The sequence below is a fragment of the Nocardioides sp. AX2bis genome (assembly GCF_902506435.1).
Classification (GTDB): Bacteria; Actinomycetota; Actinomycetes; order Propionibacteriales; family Nocardioidaceae; genus Nocardioides.
Map to the genome: position 1 here is coordinate 3,327,191 of NZ_LR733215.1, position 18,252 is coordinate 3,345,442.

At 75.7% G+C, this 18,252-nt stretch carries 17 protein-coding genes; 10 read left to right on the forward strand and 7 right to left on the reverse strand.

Annotation, left to right across the window (positions count from 1 at the left end):
- The coding region (locus GV155_RS15980) for an adenylyltransferase/cytidyltransferase family protein (protein ID WP_201300202.1) at positions 1-397 on the forward strand (397 nt) is incomplete at its 5' end.
- 100 nt (positions 398-497) lie between these two features.
- On the forward strand, positions 498-2,060 hold the full coding sequence (locus GV155_RS15985) for an MXAN_6640 family putative metalloprotease (protein ID WP_160009557.1): 1,563 nt from the start codon (positions 498-500) through the stop codon (positions 2,058-2,060).
- Here GV155_RS15985 and GV155_RS15990 read toward each other — a convergent pair.
- A complete protein-coding gene (locus GV155_RS15990) occupies positions 2,035-3,156 on the reverse strand; it encodes a C4-dicarboxylate ABC transporter (protein WP_160009559.1) in 1,122 nt (373 codons plus the stop codon). The genes GV155_RS15985 and GV155_RS15990 overlap by 26 nt on opposite strands.
- A 144-nt stretch (positions 3,157-3,300) precedes the next feature.
- Here GV155_RS15990 and GV155_RS15995 point away from each other — a divergent pair, with 144 nt between their 5' ends.
- Positions 3,301-3,852, forward strand: coding sequence for a hypothetical protein (locus GV155_RS15995; RefSeq protein ID WP_160009561.1), 552 nt, complete (start codon positions 3,301-3,303; stop codon positions 3,850-3,852).
- Here GV155_RS15995 and GV155_RS16000 read toward each other — a convergent pair.
- Positions 3,839-4,936, reverse strand: a complete 1,098-nt coding sequence (locus GV155_RS16000) for a C4-dicarboxylate ABC transporter (RefSeq protein WP_160009563.1) — start codon at positions 4,934-4,936, stop codon at positions 3,839-3,841. The genes GV155_RS15995 and GV155_RS16000 overlap by 14 nt on opposite strands.
- 105 nt (positions 4,937-5,041) lie before the next feature.
- Between GV155_RS16000 and GV155_RS16005 the strand changes: the two genes are divergently transcribed.
- Genes GV155_RS16005 through galK form a run of 3 tightly spaced genes read left to right on the forward strand, consistent with a single transcriptional unit; the run spans position 5,042 to position 7,961 of the window.
- Positions 5,042-6,010 carry a LysR family transcriptional regulator gene (locus tag GV155_RS16005; RefSeq protein WP_236554366.1) on the forward strand — a complete coding sequence of 323 codons (969 nt, stop codon included), beginning with the start codon at positions 5,042-5,044 and terminating at the stop codon, positions 6,008-6,010.
- Positions 6,007-6,849, forward strand: a complete 843-nt coding sequence (locus GV155_RS16010) for an HAD-IIA family hydrolase (protein WP_160009567.1) — start codon at positions 6,007-6,009, stop codon at positions 6,847-6,849. Before GV155_RS16005 ends, GV155_RS16010 begins: the two co-directional genes overlap by 4 nt.
- Positions 6,846-7,961: a galactokinase gene (galK, locus tag GV155_RS16015; protein ID WP_160009569.1), complete on the forward strand. Its 1,116-nt coding sequence runs from the start codon at positions 6,846-6,848 to the stop codon at positions 7,959-7,961. The genes GV155_RS16010 and galK overlap by 4 nt, the downstream gene beginning before the upstream one ends.
- A gap of 160 nt (positions 7,962-8,121) precedes the next feature.
- Here galK and GV155_RS16020 read toward each other — a convergent pair whose 3' ends face one another.
- A complete protein-coding gene (locus GV155_RS16020) occupies positions 8,122-8,910 on the reverse strand; it encodes a thioesterase family protein (RefSeq protein ID WP_160009571.1) in 789 nt (262 codons plus the stop codon).
- Positions 8,911-8,990: 80 nt separating this feature from the next.
- Between GV155_RS16020 and GV155_RS16025 the strand changes: the two genes are divergently transcribed.
- The 3 genes from GV155_RS16025 to GV155_RS16035 all read left to right on the forward strand — a co-directional run bounded on the left by GV155_RS16025 (position 8,991) and on the right by GV155_RS16035 (position 11,465).
- Positions 8,991-9,497, forward strand: coding sequence for a pyridoxamine 5'-phosphate oxidase family protein (locus GV155_RS16025; protein WP_160009573.1), 507 nt, complete (start codon positions 8,991-8,993; stop codon positions 9,495-9,497).
- A gap of 34 nt (positions 9,498-9,531) precedes the next feature.
- Complete coding sequence (locus GV155_RS16030; RefSeq protein ID WP_328820811.1) at positions 9,532-10,128, forward strand: sugar O-acetyltransferase; 597 nt, start codon at positions 9,532-9,534, stop codon at positions 10,126-10,128.
- Between the two features lie 77 nt (positions 10,129-10,205).
- Positions 10,206-11,465: a YeeE/YedE family protein gene (locus GV155_RS16035; RefSeq protein ID WP_160009575.1), complete on the forward strand. Its 1,260-nt coding sequence runs from the start codon at positions 10,206-10,208 to the stop codon at positions 11,463-11,465.
- 22 nt (positions 11,466-11,487) lie between these two features.
- On the opposite strand, the gene GV155_RS16040 is transcribed toward GV155_RS16035, so the two are convergent.
- Genes GV155_RS16040 through GV155_RS16050 form a run of 3 tightly spaced genes read right to left on the reverse strand, consistent with a single transcriptional unit; the run spans position 11,488 to position 16,376 of the window.
- The gene (locus tag GV155_RS16040; protein WP_160009577.1) at positions 11,488-12,639 is read right to left on the reverse strand and encodes a DNA glycosylase AlkZ-like family protein; all 1,152 of its coding nucleotides are present in this window, start codon (positions 12,637-12,639) and stop codon (positions 11,488-11,490) included.
- A 32-nt stretch (positions 12,640-12,671) separates the two neighbouring features.
- Positions 12,672-14,195: a fused MFS/spermidine synthase gene (locus GV155_RS16045; RefSeq protein ID WP_201300203.1), complete on the reverse strand. Its 1,524-nt coding sequence runs from the start codon at positions 14,193-14,195 to the stop codon at positions 12,672-12,674.
- 48 nt (positions 14,196-14,243) lie between these two features.
- Positions 14,244-16,376 (reverse strand): DEAD/DEAH box helicase, encoded by a 2,133-nt coding sequence (locus GV155_RS16050; RefSeq protein ID WP_160009579.1) that lies wholly within the window; start codon positions 16,374-16,376, stop codon positions 14,244-14,246.
- Between the two features lie 333 nt (positions 16,377-16,709).
- Between GV155_RS16050 and GV155_RS16055 the strand changes: the two genes are divergently transcribed.
- Positions 16,710-17,813, forward strand: a complete 1,104-nt coding sequence (locus GV155_RS16055; RefSeq protein WP_160009581.1) for an SDR family oxidoreductase — start codon at positions 16,710-16,712, stop codon at positions 17,811-17,813.
- 9 nt (positions 17,814-17,822) lie between these two features.
- On the opposite strand, the gene GV155_RS16060 is transcribed toward GV155_RS16055, so the two are convergent.
- On the reverse strand, positions 17,823-18,252 hold a 430-nt coding region (locus GV155_RS16060; protein ID WP_236554367.1), incomplete at its 5' end, for a DUF1641 domain-containing protein.

Genomic DNA, 18,252 nt, shown 5'->3' on the forward strand with positions numbered 1-18,252 from the left:
CCCCCGGACCGTGATCACCTTCGGCACCTTCGACGTCTTCCACGTCGGGCACCTGCGGGTCATCGAGCGGGCCGCGGCGCTGGGCGACCGCCTCGTCGTCGGTGTGTCCGCCGACGCGCTCAACCTGCGCAAGAAGGGCCGCGAACCGGTCTTCAGCCAGGCCGAGCGACTCGCCATCGTGGCCGCGCTCAAGCCGGTCGACGAGGTCTTCGTCGAGGAGAGCCTGGAGCTCAAGCGGGACTACATCGCGCAGTACGCCGCCGACGTCCTCGTCATGGGTGACGACTGGGCCGGGCGCTTCGACGAGCTCGGCGACGCCTGCGAGGTCGTCTACCTGCCCCGCACGCCCGCCATCTCCACCACGGCGCTGATCGAGAAGATCTCCGGCACCAGCTGACGCGCAGGTCCGCGGGGGCCGCGCCCGCGCGCCTCCGCCGGCCACCGCCGCCCGTACGGCAGCCTCGGCACCTCCCCGTCCCCGACTTCCCCCGGGTGTCATGCGCCTTCCCCTGCACCGTCCCTCCGTCCGTCGCGCCCGCACGCTGCTGCCCACGCTGCTGCCGGCCCTCCTGCTCGCGATCTCCCTCCCGGTGACGGCTCCGCCGGCGAGCGCCGGTGAGCGGGACCTGCGCGCCACCGGCACCACCACGATCGCTCCCTGGGCGCAGCGCGCGCTCGACGACGCCCGCAGCGCCCTCGCGGGCCAGGGCGGCGACCCCGGCACCGCCCTGCGCGTGCTGCACCGCGCCCTGCCGCGGCTCGGCGCCGACGCCGACGCCCGGGCAGAGGCCCGTACGCTGCTGGCCCGCCCGACCGAGGGCGTCGCCGACGAGCGCGGCGACGGGTACGACACGCCCGCGACCCGGCGCTGCACCGACCGGGTCTGCCTGCACTGGGTGCGCACCGGTCGGGACGCGCCGCCCGACGCCGCCTGGGCGCGCGCCACGCTCGGCGTCGTCGACGACGTCCTGGCGCTGCAGGTCGACGAGCTCGGCTACCGCGCACCGCTCGGCGACGGACGGCGTGGCGGCGACGACCGCCTCGACGTCTACCTCGCCGACGTCGGCGCCCGCGGGCTCTTCGGCTACTGCGCCCCCGAGGACCTCCCGAGCGTCCGCGGCACCGGCACCGCGGCGGCGTACTGCGTCCTCGACGACGACTTCGCCCGCGACGAGTTCGGTGCCGCGCCCCGCCGCAGCCTGGACATCACGGCCGCCCACGAGCTCTCCCACGCCGTGCAGATGGCCTACGACGCCGAGGAGGACGGCTGGTTCCACGAGTCGACCGCCACCTGGATGGAGGAGCGGTTCGCCGACGGCGCCGACGACAGCCGCCGCTACCTGCCGTACGGCCCGCTCCGCCGACCCGGGGTGCCGCTGGACCGCTTCGACCCGAGCGGCTACGCCCACTACGGCGCCTGGGTCTTCTGGGAGCACATGTCCGACCGGTTCGGGGTCGGGTTCGTCCGTGACGTCTGGGAGCGCGCGGCCGTCGACGCGGGTGACGCCTCCTCGGTGCAGGCGCTGCGCGCGACGCTGCGCGAGCGCGGGGTGCGGCTGCCGCTGGCCCTGGGGCGCTTCGCCGCGGCCAACCTCGCCCGCGAGCAGGAGTACGACGAGGGCGCCGCGTGGCCGGCGCCCCGCGCGGCCGCCACCGCTCGCGTGACCCGTGACGACCCGGCGCGCACCGAGGTCGAGGTCGACCACCTGGCCTCCGCGGCCGTGCAGCTGCAGGCCGGCGAGCCCGACGCGCGGCTGGAGCCTGGCCGGTGGGCGCTCCGTGTCGTCGTCGACGGCCCCCGCCGGACGACGCGGCCGGTGGCCTGGGTGGTCGTGCGGCGGGGCGAGGACTCGGTGCTGCGCCGGGTGCGTCTCGACGCCGAGGGCGTCGGGGCGGTCGCCGTGCCGGTGTCGGACCGTGTCGACGGCGTCGCGGTGTCGCTGACCAACGGCTCGTCCCGGTCCCGCTGCGACCAGGGGGACGCGACCTACGCCTGCGGTGGCACCCCGCGCGACGACGACCAGGTCTTCTCGGTCACCGCGGAGCTGGCCCGCCGGTAACGACCGCGGGCCGGAGCAACGACCCGTCGCGCAGGCCGACCAGGGTGCGGGTCGCGACGACCGACCACGCGGCGACGAGCCCGGCGAACGCCGTCACGGCCGCCGCGGCGAGGACGTGCGACCCGGTGCCCGCGGCCAGCGCTGAGGTGCCGGTGACCACGGTGCCGACCGGGAAGGTGAAGGACCACCAGGCCATCGAGAACGGCACCCCGGTGCGCGCGGCGGTGCGCCGCAGGACGAGGGTGGCGACGACGAGCCAGGCCACGGCCAGGCCCCAGACGGGGAGCCCGTAGGCGAGCCCCAGCGCGGGGCCGGCGCCGAGCCCGGCGGCGCCGGCCCCGTCGCCGATCGTGTGGGCGGCGGTGACCGACTGGCCCAACGGGCCCAGGACGAGGAAGAGGGTGGGCACGGCCGCCGACGGGCCGACCCCGTGCTCGACCAGGCGCCGCCCGAGTGCCACCAGCACGACGGCGCTGAGCGCCAGGGCGAGCCCGAAGAGCGCCAGGCAGAGCAGCAGCAGTGCCACCCGGGGCGCACCCGCGGGCAGGTGGGCCAGCAGCAGCGGACCGGTCGCGGCGCTGACCATCGGCGGCACGACCGGCATCAGCCAGGCACCAGCGGCCTGCTCGGGCCGGTACCAGCCGCGGCGTCGGACGTGGCGCGGCAGGAGCAGGGCCGTGGCAAGGCCGAGCAGGGTGCCGACGACCCAGAGGGACGCCGCGAGCACCACGGCGGCGGTCGTGCCGACCACCGGGCGTCCCACCAGCAGCGCACCGGCGCCGACCGTCAGCGGCGCCATCGCCGCCGCCCCGTGGAAGTGCACCAGCGCCGGGTCGTCCAGGTAGCGCCGTGGCCCGGTCCCCTGCCGCCGGTGGTGGCGGACCGTCGCCACCGTGACCAGGACGAGCAGGGACGACGCGAGCACCCAGGCCGTCCGCGCCGCGAGCAGCAGCGGCTCCGGGCGCCACGGCAGCGTCGCCGCGGCGACGGCCAGGATCCCCGTCCCCATCACCGTGGCGAACCAGTTCGGGCCCAGCGCGACCGGGGCGCGGACGGGACCGGTCACGGCGGGGCGGGTCCGGAGCATCTGGGCCATGGACCCAGCCTCGGACGGACCGGCCCGGACCGGTAGTCGGCCCCGACGGATGGATGCACAGCCCCACCCTGTGAGGCGCTCCAGGTTCTTCCTGTGGCGGGGGCCGGGGTGCAACTCTTCGCCGGGCCGACGCGTCACACCCGCGTGAGACTCCTCGCCCTCGGGTCGTTCCTGCTCGCCCTCCTCCTCTCCGCGTGCGGCCCCGCCCCCGGGGAGCCGACCGCGCCGACACCCGACGCCGTGCCGCCGCCCGCACGGGCCTTCCTCGACTTCGCCTCCGGGGCCGACCCCGCGGCGGTCCCCTGGGCCGCACGGGTCGTCTACTCCGTCGAGGGCCAGGTGGCCCGCACCCTCTCCCCGACGACGGCCTCCTCGCGTCGTTCGTGGCGCGTATGCCCGAGGGGCACGGCCACGCTGGAGGGGCGGAGCTGCCCCGTCGACGTCCTGCGCCTCCTGGCCGTCGCGGACCGCGGGTCGCCCGGGGTCGTCCTCGAGCGACACCCTCCCCGGGGCGGACTAGGCTGCACGCGGTACGTCGACCCGACCGCCACCGACCCCGCGGGCGAGGACCGCACCACCTTCTGGCTGCGGCCGCCCGAGGACCGGCGGTCGTGCTTCGAGGACCTGGCCGTCGCGGTCTCGGTGTCGGCAGCAGGCCGGGTGGTGGCGGTCGACCTCGCGGTCAGCGGGCCGTGACGGCCCCCGGCTCCACACGCGCCACCAGCGAGCGGTCGAGCAGCCCGCGGACGGTCAGGGCGGCGACGAGCAGCCACACGGCGACCAGGGCGGCGTACAGCCCGGAGGCCAGCTCGGCGGCGAGCAGGAGCCCGGTCGCCGTGGACAGCGCCGAGAGGCCGGTGACCACGGTGCCGGTCGGGAAGACGAAGGACCACCAGGTCATCGCGAACGGCAGCCCCTCGGGGCGCAGCCGCGCCCGCAGGGTCCAGGACGCCAGGGCCACCAGGACGAGCAGCGCGACGCCGATCACCGGCAGGCCGAAGGCCGGGCCCAACCAGGCCCAGCCGTCGCCGAGCTCGGTCACGGCGCCGTCACCGATCGTGTGCACCGCGGTGACGGCCTGACCGAGCAGGCCGATCAGGACCCACGCCGGCGGGAGGTCCTCGGCCGGTGCCCGGCCGAGGCGGCGCAGCCGCAGCGCGACCGGCACGAGCATCGCCGAGGCGGCGAGCACCCCCACGAGCAGCAGGACGGTGCAGACGCCGAGCAGGAGCAGCCGTGGCCACCCGGCGGGCAGGTACGGCGAGAGCAGCGGCACGACGGCCGCGCTGACCAGGGGCGGCACCACCGGCAGCAGCCACGTGGCGTCGGCGTCCTCCACGTCGTAGCCGCCCCGGGCCCGCACCAGGCGGGGCACCCCGATCGCGGTGACGGCGCCGAGCACGGTGCCGACCGCCATCAGCGACGCGCCGAGCGTCAGCGCGACCGTGGTCCCGACCAGGGGCGTGCCGACCGCGACCGCGCCCCCGCCCACGGTCAGCAGCGCCATCGGCACGGCACCGTAGGAGTGGACGAGGACGGGGTCGTCGAGGAAGTGGCGCAGCACGCCGCGCCATTGGAGGTGCTGCGCGGTCGTGACCACGACGACCGCCAGGAGCACCACGGCCGCGAGGACCCACAGCCCGGAGGCGACCGGAGCCAGCCAGGACGGGCGCAGGGGCAGCGTGGAGGCAGCGGTGGCCAGGATGCCGGTGCCCATCACCGGGGTGAACCAGTTCGGCCCGAGGAGCCGGGGGGCGGCGCGCTGCGGGGCCTCGGGCATGGGACGAGCATGGAGCACCCGGTCGCGGTGGCCGCCACCGCCCACGCGCGGACCGCCGGAACCGGAGCCACAGGCACGACCTGTGCGGGCCGTACGCTGGGCCCGGTGACCGCCGACCTCTCCCGCGTCCCCGACCTGGCCGCACTGCGGCTGCTGGTCGACGCCGCCCGGCTGGGCAGCATCGGCGCCGCGGCGCGGGCGTCGGGGGTGAGCCAGCAGTCGGCCTCGGAGCGGCTGCGCGGGGTCGAGGCCCAGACCGGCCTGCGCCTGCTGCGCCGCGGCAGCCGGGGCTCGGAGCCGACCGACGAGGGACGGGTGGTCGTGGAGTGGGCCGGGCGCCTGCTCGACCTCGCCGAGGAGATCGACCACGCGATCGGCGGCCTGCGCTCGGACCGGGACCGCGACCTCGCCGTCTGGTCGAGCATGACGATCGCCGAGAGCCTGCTCCCCCGCTGGCTGGTGCAGCTGCGCCAGCGCCAGGAGGCCGAGGCGCGACGCCCGACCGTGGTCAGCCTGACCGCGACCAACAGCAGCCGGGTGGTCGGCGCGGTCCGCTCCGGCGAGGCGCACCTCGGCTTCGTCGAGGGCCTGTCCGCGCCGCCGGGGCTGCCCTCGGTGCCCGTCGCCGCCGACGAGCTGGTGCTGGTGACCGTGGCCGGCTCGGCGCTGGCCCGCCGGCGTACCCCGCTCTCGCCGGACGACGTCGCAGGCCTGCGCACCACCGGCCGGGAGGCCGGCTCCGGCACCCGCGAGGTGGTCGAGGCCGCCCTGGCCACCCACGGGCTGCAGCCCGCGGCCGGGCAGGTGGAGCTGACCACCGCCGCGGCGGTGCGGGAGGCCGTGGCGGCCGGTGGCGCGCCCGCCTTCCTCAGCCGCCGCGTGGCGCGGCGCGAGCTCGACGCCGGACAGCTGGTCGAGGTGGCCGTCGAGGGCCTCGACCTGCGCCGCACCTTCCGCGCGGTGTGGACCGGCCCGGCCCGGCCCCCCGCGGGCCCGGTCCGGGAGCTGGTCGCGGTGGCCCGCGCCCGCTCGCGCGCACAGGTGGCCCCGGGTGCGGCAGGATCGGCCCCATGAGCAGCGACAAGGGGTCGACGGCGACCCAGCCCCCCACCGGACGCGCGATCGAGACCTGGCTGACCGACATGGACGGCGTGCTGGTCCACGAGGAGCACGCGATCCGGGGTGCGGCCGAGTTCGTCGCCGCGCTCAAGGAGTCCGGCCACGACTACCTGGTGCTCACCAACAACTCGATCTACACCCCGCGCGACCTGCGGGCACGGCTGCTCGGCAGCGGCATCGACGTGCCGGAGGAGGCGATCTGGACCTCCGCGCTGGCCACCGCGCAGTTCCTGGCCGAGCAGCGGCCCTACGGCACGGCGTACGTCGTCGGCGAGGCCGGGCTGACCACCGCGCTGCACGACATCGGGTACGTGATGACCGACCGCGACCCCGACTACGTCGTCCTCGGCGAGACCCGCACCTACTCCTTCGAGGCGATCACCCGCGCGATCCGGCTGGTGTCGGCCGGGGCCCGCTTCATCGCCACGAACCCCGACGTCAGCGGACCCTCCCAGCAGGGCCTGCTGCCGGCCACGGGGTCGGTGGCCGCGCTGATCCAGGCCGCGACCGGGCGGGAGCCGTACTTCGTCGGGAAGCCGAACCCGCTGATGATGCGCTCGGCGCTGAACCGGCTCGAGGCGCACTCCGAGACCACCGTCATGGTCGGCGACCGGATGGACACCGACGTCAAGGCCGGCCTCGAGGCAGGGCTGCGCACCATCCTGGTCACCAGCGGCTCGACGGCGCCCGACGAGGTCGAGCTGTTCCCCTACCGCCCCACCCACGTGGCCGGGTCGGTCGCCGACCTGCTCGAGGTCGTCCGCTCCGGCCGGCTGCCGGCGGAGGACGCGTGATCGACGCCGGCACCTGGTCGGCGCCCGGTCGGGTCAACCTGATCGGCGACCACACCGACTACAACGGCGGCTTCGCGCTGCCCTGCGCGCTGCCCCGGCGTACGACGGTGGTCGCCCGCCGCCGCGACGACGGCCTGCTGCGAGCACGGTCGACGGGGGCCACGGAGCCCCTCGAGGTGCTGCTGCCCGGGGCTCGCGGCGAGGTGGGCGGCTGGGGGGCCTACGTCGCCGGCGTCGCGTGGTCGCTGGCCGAGGCCGGGGTCGCCGTGCCGGGCGCGGACCTGGAGATCAGCAGCGACGTCCCGCTCGGTGCCGGGCTGTCGTCCTCGCACTCGCTGGAGTGCGCGGTCGCGCTGGCGCTCACCGGGCTGGCCGAGGTCGAGGTCCGGGTGCCCGCGCTGGCGCGGATCGTGCAGCGCGCCGAGAACGAGTACGTCGGCGCCCCCACCGGGCTGCTCGACCAGACCGCGTCACTGGCCTCCGTCGCCGACCACCTGACCTTCATCGACGCCCGCGCCGAGACCGCCCGTCCGGTCCCCTGCGACCTCGCCGCCGCCGGTCTGGAGCTGCTGGTCGTCGACACCCGCGCGGCGCACGCGCTGACCGACGGGGCGTACGGCTCCCGACGCGACGCCTGCGAGCGGGCCGCGGGCCGGCTCGGGCTCGGCACGCTGCGCGAGCTGACCGACGACCTCGACGTGGACGGCGCCCTGGCGCGGCTCGGTGAGCTCGACGACGACCCGGAGGCCGTACGCCGGGCCCGCCACGTGATCACCGAGAACGCCCGGGTCCTGCAGGTCGTCGAGCTCGTCGGGTCGGGCCTGCTGCGCGAGGTCGGACCGGTGCTGTCGGCCTCCCACGCCTCGATGCGCGACGACTTCGAGAACTCCGTGCCCGAGGTCGACCTGGCCGTGGAGACGGCCGTCGGTGCAGGCGCGCTCGGCGCCCGGATGACCGGCGGCGGGTTCGGCGGGTCGGTGGTCGCCCTGGTCGACGCCGCCCTGGTGCCCGCGGTCCAGGCCGCCGTGCGCGCGGCCTACGCCGACGCGAGCCTCGCCGAGCCGGGCTTCCTGACGGTGGTCCCGGCCCGCGGCGCCGGGCGCGACGCCTAGGACGCCGCCCGGCCGCGGTGGTCGGGGGTGCGCGCGCCGCGGTGGTCGAGGAGCGAGTGGCAACCACCGGTGGTCGAGGAGCGATCGCCAGCGAGCGTCACGAGACCCCACCCCCGGTGGTCGAGGAGCGAGCGCGCTCGCCCCTGCGAACCGTGACCGGTCAGCGCCCGGCTGCCCGGCGCAGCGTCAGCACCTGCGCAGCCGTGCCGACGGGGCCGAGCTCGTCGTGCAGCACCGTCGAGGTGAGACCGACGCCCTCGGCGCCCCAGGCGACGGAGGTGTCGAGACCCACCCACGGCCCCCGCGGCGTGCGGTGCAGGTGGTAGGTGAGGTCGACGTTGGGGTAGGCCCACTCACCCGGCGCGGCGCGGACGGCGACGCCGTTGGCGGTGTCGAGCAACCGGGTCCAGGCCGCCTGCTCCGAGACCTCCTCGTCGGCCACCAGCGACACCGGCGAGGTCACCCACGCCCGCCCCCGACCGGGCGCGGCGCCGGCGGCGCGGCGCACCTCGATCGAGCCGATGTAGCCACCCGGCCAGACCGACCCCATCTCCCACGGCTCGGACTCCGCAGGGGGCGGCATGGGTGTCACGTCGTGGCCCGCGACGACCGCCGTGTCCGAGGGCGCGAGGCGCCAGACGCGCGCACGCAGCACGGCCCGCCCGGCGTACGACGCCTCCACCTCGGCGAGCTCGATCGTGCGCCCGGCCCGCACCACCCGGGCGGTCACCTCGACCTCGGCGACCGGGACGACCCCGAGGATGTCGATGCTCACCCGCGCCAGCGCCAGGTCCGGGCGGGGCAGGTCGCGCTCGAGGACGTGCACCAGCAGCCCGCAGAGCGGGCTCACGTGCTGCTCGGTGGTGGACCACGCACCGCCGGTGTGCTCGGTGGCGACGAAGGTGGTCGCGCCCGTCCGCCGGAAGTACGCCTCGCGCTGCTCGGTCACGCCGACGACCCTGCCAGGCCCGGGACGACCACCCCGGCAGAGGGTGGGCAGGCTCCCCGGGGTGGGCGCAGGCTGGGGGCATGACCTCCTCCGAGCAGACCAGCACCTCCAGCGACCCGGACGCGGAGCGCGCCCACCTCGTGTCCCTGATGGAGGACATGCCGATCGCGATGTTCACCACCTTCGGCACCGAGGGCCCCCGCAGCGTCCCGATGGCGCGCCAGGAGGTCGAGCCGGACGCCGAGATGTGGTTCATCAGCGCCCGCGACACCGCCCACACCCGGGCGCTGGCCCACGATGCGTCCGTCGCACTGACCCTCTCCTCCCGCGACACCTGGGTCTCCCTCACCGGGAAGGCCTACGTCGTGGACGACGACGCCAAGCTCCGCGAGCTGTGGAACACCTTCGCCGAGGCGTGGCTGCCCGGGGGCCCCGAGGACCCGAACGCGGTCCTGGTCCGCGTCGACGTCGAGAAGGCGGAGTACTGGGACACCCCCGGCGGCAAGGTCGCCTCCCTGCTGTCCTTCGCCAAGGTCAAGCTCACCGGCGAGACCTACGACTCCCGTCACGGCACCGTCGAGCCGTGACCCGGCGGCCGCCCGCGCGCCCTAGGCTGCGCGGGTGACCAGCACCCCCCGGCCCGACGAGGGCGACGACCGTTCCATGACCGAGCGGATGCGCGCCGGTGAGCTGTACCTCGCCGACGACCCCGAGATCGCCGAGGCCAGCCGCCGGGCGCTGGACCTGGTGGACGCCTACAACGCCACCACCACCCGCCAGGCGCCCCTGCGTCGCGCGCTGCTCGAGGCCCTGCTCGGCTCGCTGGGCGAGGAGACCGAGCTGCGACCGCCGCTGCAGGTCGACTACGGCACGAACCTCCACGTCGGCGCACGCTGCTTCGCCAACTTCGGCCTGATCGCCCTCGACGTCGCTCCCATCACCATCGGCGACGACGTCCAGATCGGCCCGAACGTCCAGCTGCTCACGCCCACCCACCCGATCGACGCCGACCTGCGCCGCGCCAAGTGGGAGGCGGCCGAGCCGATCACGATCGGTGACAACGTGTGGCTCGGCGGCGGCGTCATCGTCTGCCCGGGCGTCACGATCGGCGCCGACACCGTGGTCGGTGCGGGCTCGGTCGTGACCCGCGACCTGCCGCCGGGCGTCGTGGCGGTCGGGAACCCTGCCCGGGTCCTGCGGAGCGCCGCCGAGGGCTGAGCCGGGCGTACCGCCGGACTCCCACGGCGTGGTCCGCGCCACGGAACACCGACCGGCCCCGCCCGGTTGGAACTCCCGTGGCTACCGAACAGTTCTCCGCCGACCAGTCGACGGCCCGTCCCGACACCCGCTCCCCCCGCACCGAGCCGGCACCGCCGCCCCAGACCGGGGTGGTGCTGGCCGGCCTGCTGGCCGCGCTCGTCCTCGGCGGCATCATCTGGACCCGCTCCGGCGGGGTGACGGCCACCCTCTTCGCGGTCGGGATGTCCTTCGGCTTCGTGCTCTTCCACAGCCGCTTCGGCTTCACCTCGGCCTGGCGCCAGCTGGTCGCGGTACGCCAGGGCGCCGGCCTGCGGGCACACATGCTGATGATCGCCGTGGCGGCCACGATCTTCGCCCCGATCCTGGCCACCGGTGCCTCGTTCGGCGCCGGCACCACGCCCACCGCCTCGTTGGCCCCGATCGGCTTCGGCGTCGTGATCGGCGCGTTCCTCTTCGGCATCGGCATGCAGGTCGGCGGGGCCTGCGCCTCGGGCACGCTCTTCGCGGTCGGCAGCGGTCAGACGGCGATCGTGCTGACCCTCGGCGGGTTCGTCGTCGGCTCCGTGCTGGGCGCCCTCACCTTCGACTTCTGGCTCGGCCTGCCCAGCTTCGGCTCGGTCTCCCTGGCCGACACCGGCGCCGGCTACCTCGGCGGGTGGCTGATCACGCTGGCTGCGATCGGCGCCGTCGTGGCGGTCTCGTACGCCGTGGGCCGCGGCCGCCGTGTCCCGCCGACCGGCCGTCCCGCCTCGGCGCGCGGCGCCGCCCGCGCGGTGCGTGGCTCCTGGCCGCTGTGGGTCGGTGCGCTGCTGCTGGCCGGGCTCAACGGCCTGACCCTGTGGCTGTCCGGCTCGGCCTGGGGCATCACCTCGGCGTTCGCCCTGTGGGGCTCCAAGCTGCTCGACCTCGTCGGGGTCGACGTCACCTCGTGGTCCTACTGGGTCGACCGCGCCGGGTCGTACGAGGCCGGCGTGCTCGGTGACACCACCTCGGTGATGGACATCGGGATCATGCTCGGCGCCCTCGTCACCTCCGCGGCCGCCGGCGCCTGGACGCTGCACCGCCGCATCCCGGGTCGGCTTGCACTCGGGGCGGTGCTCGGCGGGATCGTGATGGGCTACGGCGCCCGGATCGCCTACGGCTGCAACATCGGGGCGTACTTCGCCGGGATCGCCTCCTTCAGCCTGCACGGCTGGCTCTGGGGAGCGATGGCGCTGCTCGGGACCTACCTCGGCCTCAAGCTGCGCCCGGTCTTCGGCCTGGGCAACCCGAAGCCCGAGGACTCCGTCTGCTGATCCTCGCGTCCCGCCCGGGCCGTCACCGGCGGTCCAGGCGCAGCGGCTCGAGCCCGAGCCACGCCGCGAGGTCCTCCAGCTCGGCGTCGACGGCCTCGCGGACCTCCCGCGGCCACGGCGCGTCCTCGTGCACGGCGTCCACCCGCAGCACGCCCTCCGCCGCCTCGGCGGTCGCGTCGACCTTGCCGACCAGCTCCTCGCCGTGGAGCACCGGCAGCGCCCAGTAGCCCCACCGACGGGCAGCGGCCGGCTTGTACATCTCGAGGGCGAAGTCGAAGCCGAGCAGCTCGACGGCACGCCTGCGGTCGAGGACCAGGCGGTCCAGCGGAGAGAGCAGGGCGGTGCGTCCCGGCACCTCGTCGTGCACGGCAGCGAGCAGACCGGGGTCGACTCGCCAGCGTCCGCGGACACCCTCGACCACCGCCGGCTCCCCCGCGTCGCCGACCGAGCCCGGCTCCCCCGGCACGACCAGACGACCCGGTCGGGCGACCCCGAGGGCGCGGAGGCGGCGCCGGTCGCGCTCGGCCTCCGCCTCGGCCAGCGGCACCACCGGGTCGTCGGGGTAGACGCGCTCGGCCAGGTCGTAGACCTTGTCGCGGCCCTCGCGCCCGACGACCGCGACCTCGCCCCGCCCGACCATCAGCTCGAGCAGCCGGACCCGGTCACGCCCGCGGTTCCACCCGCTGGAGCGCCAGGGGCGCACGCAGGTGTCCGGCAGCGCGGGCACGGGCAGCGGGCCCTCGGCACGCAGCAGGGCGAGGATCTCCTGGCGGCAGCCGCCGTTGGCCGCGACCCAGTCCCGCAGCTCGCTGGGCCACGTCGAGGTCGGGGTGTCCTTCCCCGGCCAGGCTGCCATCTCGGCGCGCAGCAGCGCGAGGTCCTCGGCCGGGCGGGCCATCATGTGCAGCTCGACCAGGCTGCCGGCGTCGAGGGCGTCCCGCAGGTCGGAGGCCGCGTACGAGCCGCCCAGCCGGCTCCAGAGGACGAGGTCCACGCTGGGCGCCACGGCCGCGGTCGGGTCGAGCTGGACCACCGTGAGGTGGCGGACCACGTCGAGGAGCTCGGTGGGCCGGTCCCCGGTCAGCAGCTGGGCGCGCACGGCCAGCCGTCGCGCCTGCGCGCGGGTCAGCCGGTGGGCGGGGGCGTCCGGCGCATCGGCGGCGGTGGCGGGCACGGCCCCATGCTGCCGGACGCCGCCGACGGCCCTCAGGCGCCGTACGGCGTGAGCAGCTGGTCCACGGGCGCGAAGTCGTCGGTGAGCACGTCGGCGTCCGCGACCCACGACCGCAGCGGGTCGCCGGTCAGCACGCCCCACTGCGTCTCGCGCTCCTCGAGCCCGCCGGCGAGGTCCTCGAGCGGCAGCGGGGCGTCGGAGGCGACGACGACCATGTTGCCGCCGCCGGAGGCGTCCAGCACGTCGCCCGGGCCCAGCAGCGCGACGTGGTCGAACACCGCGGCCAGGGTCGCCACCTCGGCGCGGGCGAAGGACAGGGGCGCGTGGTCGATGACGTTGGCGGCGTAGACGCCGTCGTCGTCGAGCACCCGGTCGACCTCGCCCATCATCTCGACGGTGGCGAGGTGCCAGGGCACGCTGACGCCGCCGAAGGCGTCCCCGACAACCAGGTCGCGGCTCTCGTCGTCCACCTCACCCAGGCCGAGCCGGGCGTCCTCGACCCGGACCTCGAGGTCCGGACCGGTCTCGAGACCGAGCCGGTCCAGGTCGACCTGGACGACCCCGCCGTCGATCTCGGAGACCACGCTGCGGGTGCCGGGGCGGTCGGCGGCGAGGTAGCGCGGCAACGTCGCCCCGCCGGCCCCGAGGTGCTGGGCGGCGATCGGCTCGCCGGCCGGGAACGAGGCGTCGGCGACGGCGGCGAGCGCCCGGACGTACTCGAAGTCGAGGCGGGTCGGGTCGGCGAGGTCGACGTAGGAGTGCCGCAGCCCGTCGAGCACCAGGGTGCGGCCGTCGGGGTCGGCGGGGTCCTCGACGACCCGGGCGCAGTGGTAGGTCGTCTCGACGTCGCAGCCACCGGGAGCCACGACGACGCCGAGACCGCCGGCGACGACGGCCGCGCCGGCACCGACCCGGGCGCCCCGGCTCCAGCCGGACCAGCCGCGGACCCGCAGGTCGACCAGGAGCGCCGTGACGAGGAGCAGCACGCCGAGCCCGACCATGATCACCCCGACCGGCACCCGGGAGATCAGCACGAAGCCGGTCAGGACGGTGCCGACGATCGCCCCGGCCGTACCGATCCCGGACAACCGGCCGACGACCGTGCCGGTCTCCTCGAGGGTGGTCAACCGGAGCTTGGTGACGATCGGGGTCACCGCCGACAGCAGGGCGCCGGGGACCAGGATGGCGCCGAGCGCCACGAGCACGAAGCCGCTCGGCGCGACCTCGGCCGCGGAGCGGACGGTGGCCGGGGTCAGCGCCACCACGGCACCCGAGACCCCGATCGCCGGACCGAGCAGCCGGCGCGGGTCGGTGGCGTCGGCCGCGCGGCCACCCAGCCAGGAGCCCAGCGCGATCGCGGTCAGCGCGACGCCGATCACGAGCGTGTTCGTCTCGAGCGTCAGCCCGAGGTACGGCGCGAGGAGCCGCAGCGCGACCAGCTCGACCACCAGCACGGCGGCCGACGTGCCGAAGACCAGCGCAGCGGCCGTGCGCGCGCCCATCCCGGTCGGCTCGGTCGCGCCGCGAGCGTCATCTCGACGCGCCGCGAGCGTCATCTCGGCTGTCCGCAAGCGTCATCTCGGCCGGTCGGGGGCGTCATCGGCTCAGCGGCGCTTGCGGAGGGCGTCGGTGAGCAGCGAGACCAGGGCCTCGAGCTGCACGTCGGCGGTCGAGGAGGCGTCCTCGCCGGCGCCGTCGAGGGCGCGGGCGGCGAGGCCGGCCTTGCTGTCGATCAGCTCGGCGATCCGGGCGTCGATGGTCTGCGCGGCGATCACGCGCCACGCCGTCACCGGCATGGTCTGCCCGATCCGGTGCACCCGGTCGATCGCCTGCGTCTGCTCGGCGTCGGTCCAGGACAGCTCGGCCAGCACCAGGTTGGAGGCGACCTGGAGGTTCAGGCCCACGCCGGCGGCGGTCAGCGAGCAGACCACGACCTCGACCTCGGGGTCGCTGGTGAAGGAGGTGATCGCCTTCTCCCGCGCCGCCCGCGACTGGTCGCCGCGGATCGAGGTGTAGCCGATCCCCCGGCTGGCGAAGAGCTCCTCGGCGTCGTCCATGACGTCGACGTGCTTGGCGAAGAAGACGACCTTGCCGGTGCTGCGGGCGAGCTGGGCGGCGTAGTCCGCGGCCAGCCCGGCCTTGGCCTGGCCGATGCGGCGCATCATGCCGAAGACGTTCTCGCCGGTCTTCGACGTCGAGTCCTCGCGCTCCCACGTCGCGACCCGGCGGACGAGCTCGTGGTCGATGCCGACCACGGTGCTCCCGGAGGTACGCGTGGCCAGCGCCGTGTCGTAGCGCTCGACCAGCCGGCGCGCGAGCTCCCGCTCGGCCTTCTTGATCGAGCGGCCGGCCTCGTCGTCCAGCTCGACGGTGAGGTCGGCGACGCGGCGGGCGGGGATGTCGGCGGCGACGTCGACCTTGCGACGGCGCACGATGCCCATGTCGACGACCCGCTGCCGGGCCGCGGGGTAGAACCCGAGGTCGGCGGGGGTCTGCCCGATCTCCTCCAGCGAGTCCATCAGCCCGGGCAGCGGGGCCTTGTCATCGATCCAGCCGAGGAACTGCCAGATCGCGCGGAAGTCCTCGATGTCGTTGATCAGCGGGGTGCCGGTCAGCGCCATCAGCAGCGGGTTGCCCACGCGGGCGCGGATCCGCTGGGACAGACGCAGCACGTGCTGCGAGCGCTGCGAGGTGCGGTTCTTGATGAAGTGGGCCTCGTCGACGACCATCCCGCGGAAGCCGTGGTCGGCCATCCAGCCGGCGTGGCGGTCGAGGACCTCGTAGTTCACGATGACGATGTCGGCGAAGCCGTCGACCTCGCGCCCGTCACCGTGCACCACCGTCGCGGCGTGCCGCGGCACCCAGCGCGCGGCCTCGGCGGCCCAGTTGGTCTTGACCACGTTCGGGACGACGACCAGCAGCGGGAAGGCCTTGGCGGCCTGCGCGGCCAGCAGCGCCTGCGCGGTCTTGCCCAGCCCCGGCTCGTCGGCCAGCAGGAAGGTGCGGTGGCCCTGGCCCGCGGCCGCGACGACCTCCGCCTGGTGCAGCATCAGCTCCTGGCCGCGGCGGTCGCTGCCGACCACGGCCCGCGAGACGTCGTCGGGCAGCCGCATGCAGGCCGACGCCCCGGCCTCGGCGTTCTCGAAGGAGCGGAACAGCGGGCCGAGCAGCTCCCAGCCGCTCAGCCGGTGGGTGCTGCTCTGCGAGCGTCGGACCACCGTGAAGTCGGGCTTGAGGAACGGGTTGGCCAGCTGCCGGGCCGACACCGAGAGCGGTACGACCCCGCGGTCGACGGCGGTGCCGGTGACCTCGGGCTCGGGCGCGGCCTCCGGCTCGGGCAGCTCGACGCCCCCGGCCTGGAGCATCTCGCGGCGCAGCGCCTTGGTCTCCGAGGTGATCTCGGCGTCCTCGTCGAGCAGCGTGAAGAGCGACGGCTGCCGGGCCGCGGTCTGCGCCAGGATCGTGGCCACGCCGTCGAGCCGCTTGAGCTGCTCGGAGCGGTAGGCCTCCGTGGCCGAGGTGTCGGCCTTGACCCGGAACCGCTCGTCGCGCACGAGCAGCGCGATGGCCTGGAACCGCGGACGCACCCCGACCAGCGCGGAGCCGCGCTGCACGGCGGTCTCGACCTCACGCACCGCCCGGGCCAGGACGGGGATGATCCCGTCGTTGTCCAGGTGCCGCACGCGGCCGTTGCGCTGGGGTCGGCGTGAGCCGTTCGAGCGTTGGCCTCGGGCCACGGATTCCTCCTAGACGACGCTGGGCCCCCCGACACCGGGCCCACGGTCGGCGCTCGGGCACGACCGCGTGGACAGCTCCTCCGACGCACGACCGGACCGCCCGGGCACGCGGCGGGCGGCCGCGTCCGGACGAGCGGGCCGGGGCCCGCTCGGGCGTGGGGCGAAGGAGTCGGGACCGTCCCTCGCGGGACGGGCACCGGCCGAGCACCGTCTGGTCCGTCCGGGGACGGGGCTGGGTGACGACAGGAGCAGCGTAGCGCGGACCCGGTCCACGGCCGACTCGGCGCACCGGGGGTGGACGGACGAGGCGGACCCGGGCCCTACCGTGGACGGGTGACCGACACCCCGAACGACCCCCGTACCGACTCCCCCACCGCCCTGGTCGTCGGCGTCACCGGCATCGCCGGGAGCGCCCTGGCCGACCGGCTCGTGGACCAGGGCTGGCCCGTCCTCGGCCTGTCCCGCCGCGCCCCCGCCGAACGCCCGGGCGTCACCGCCCTGCAGGCCGACCTGACCGACGCCGACGCGCTGCGCGACGTGCTCGCCGACGTCCGGCCCACCCACGTCTTCCTCACCGCCTGGGCCCGCCAGGACACCGAGGAGGAGAACATCCGCGTCAACGGTGGGATGGTCCGCGACCTGCTCGCCGCGCTGTCGCCGGGCGGCAGCGTGCAGCACGTCGCGCTGATGACCGGCCTGAAGCACTACCTCGGCCCGTTCGAGGCCTACGGCAAGGGCGAGACCCCGGACACCCCCTTCCACGAGGACGAGGAGCGGCTGCCGTACCCGAACTTCTACTACGAGCAGGAGGACCGCCTGCTCGAGGCCGCCGCCCGCGACGGCTTCACCTGGAGCGTCCACCGCGCTCACACCGTCATCGGCGCCGCGCTCGGCAACGCGATGAACATGGGTCAGACCCTCGCGGCGTACGCCACCCTGTGCCGCGAGACCGGCAGCCCCTTCGTCTTCCCGGGCTCGCAGACCCAGTGGGACGGCCTCACCGACATGACCGACGCCGGGCTGCTGGCCGAGCAGATGGTCTGGGCCTCCACCGAGCCGGCCGCCGCCGACACCGCCTTCAACACCGCCAACGGCGACGTCTTCCGCTGGCGCTGGCTGTGGCCGCTGCTCGCCGCACGCCTCGGCGTGCAGCCCGAGGGGTACGCCGGGAGCCCCCGCCCGCTCGAGGAGCAGATGGCCGGTGCCGCCCCCCGGTGGCGCGAGGTGGCCGACCGCGAGGGCCTGCGCGAGGCTGACCTCGACCGGGTCGCCTCCTGGTGGCACACCGACGCCGACCTCGGCCGCGACATGGAGTGCCTGACCGACCAGGCCCGCAGCCGCGCGGCGGGGTTCACCGGCTACCGCTCCACGCTGGACTGCTTCCTGGCGCTCTTCGACCGGCTCGAGGCCGACCGGGTCGTCCCGGCGCCGCGGTAGGTCACGAGGTCACTCGCGCGGCAGCGAACCACCGATCGCGGCCAGGGCGGCCAGCGCGGCCGCCAAGCCCCGACGGGTGTCGGGGTCGCGCAAGCGGCGCAGCAGCTTCAGCGGCCCCTCGGGCGCGGCCGCGGCCGCTCGTGCGGCGTCCGTGCGGGCCCGACGGATGCCGCCGGCGACCCGGGCGGACTCGTCCGGGTCGAGGTCGCGCAGCCCCCCTGCCAGCTCCAGGACGGAGCGGACCGTACGGGCGTCGACGGAGCGGAGCACCGTGGTCAGCAGCTGCGGGTAGGCCCGCGCGCCGCCGGCCATGGCGCGCAGCAGACCGCTGTCGTGCAACGCCGAGACGAGTGCGTCGACGTCGTCCTGCGGCCCGGTGTCGGGTCGGGGCGGAGGGGCGTAGCTCAGCGGTCGGGACATCAGCGGGACTCCTCGGGAT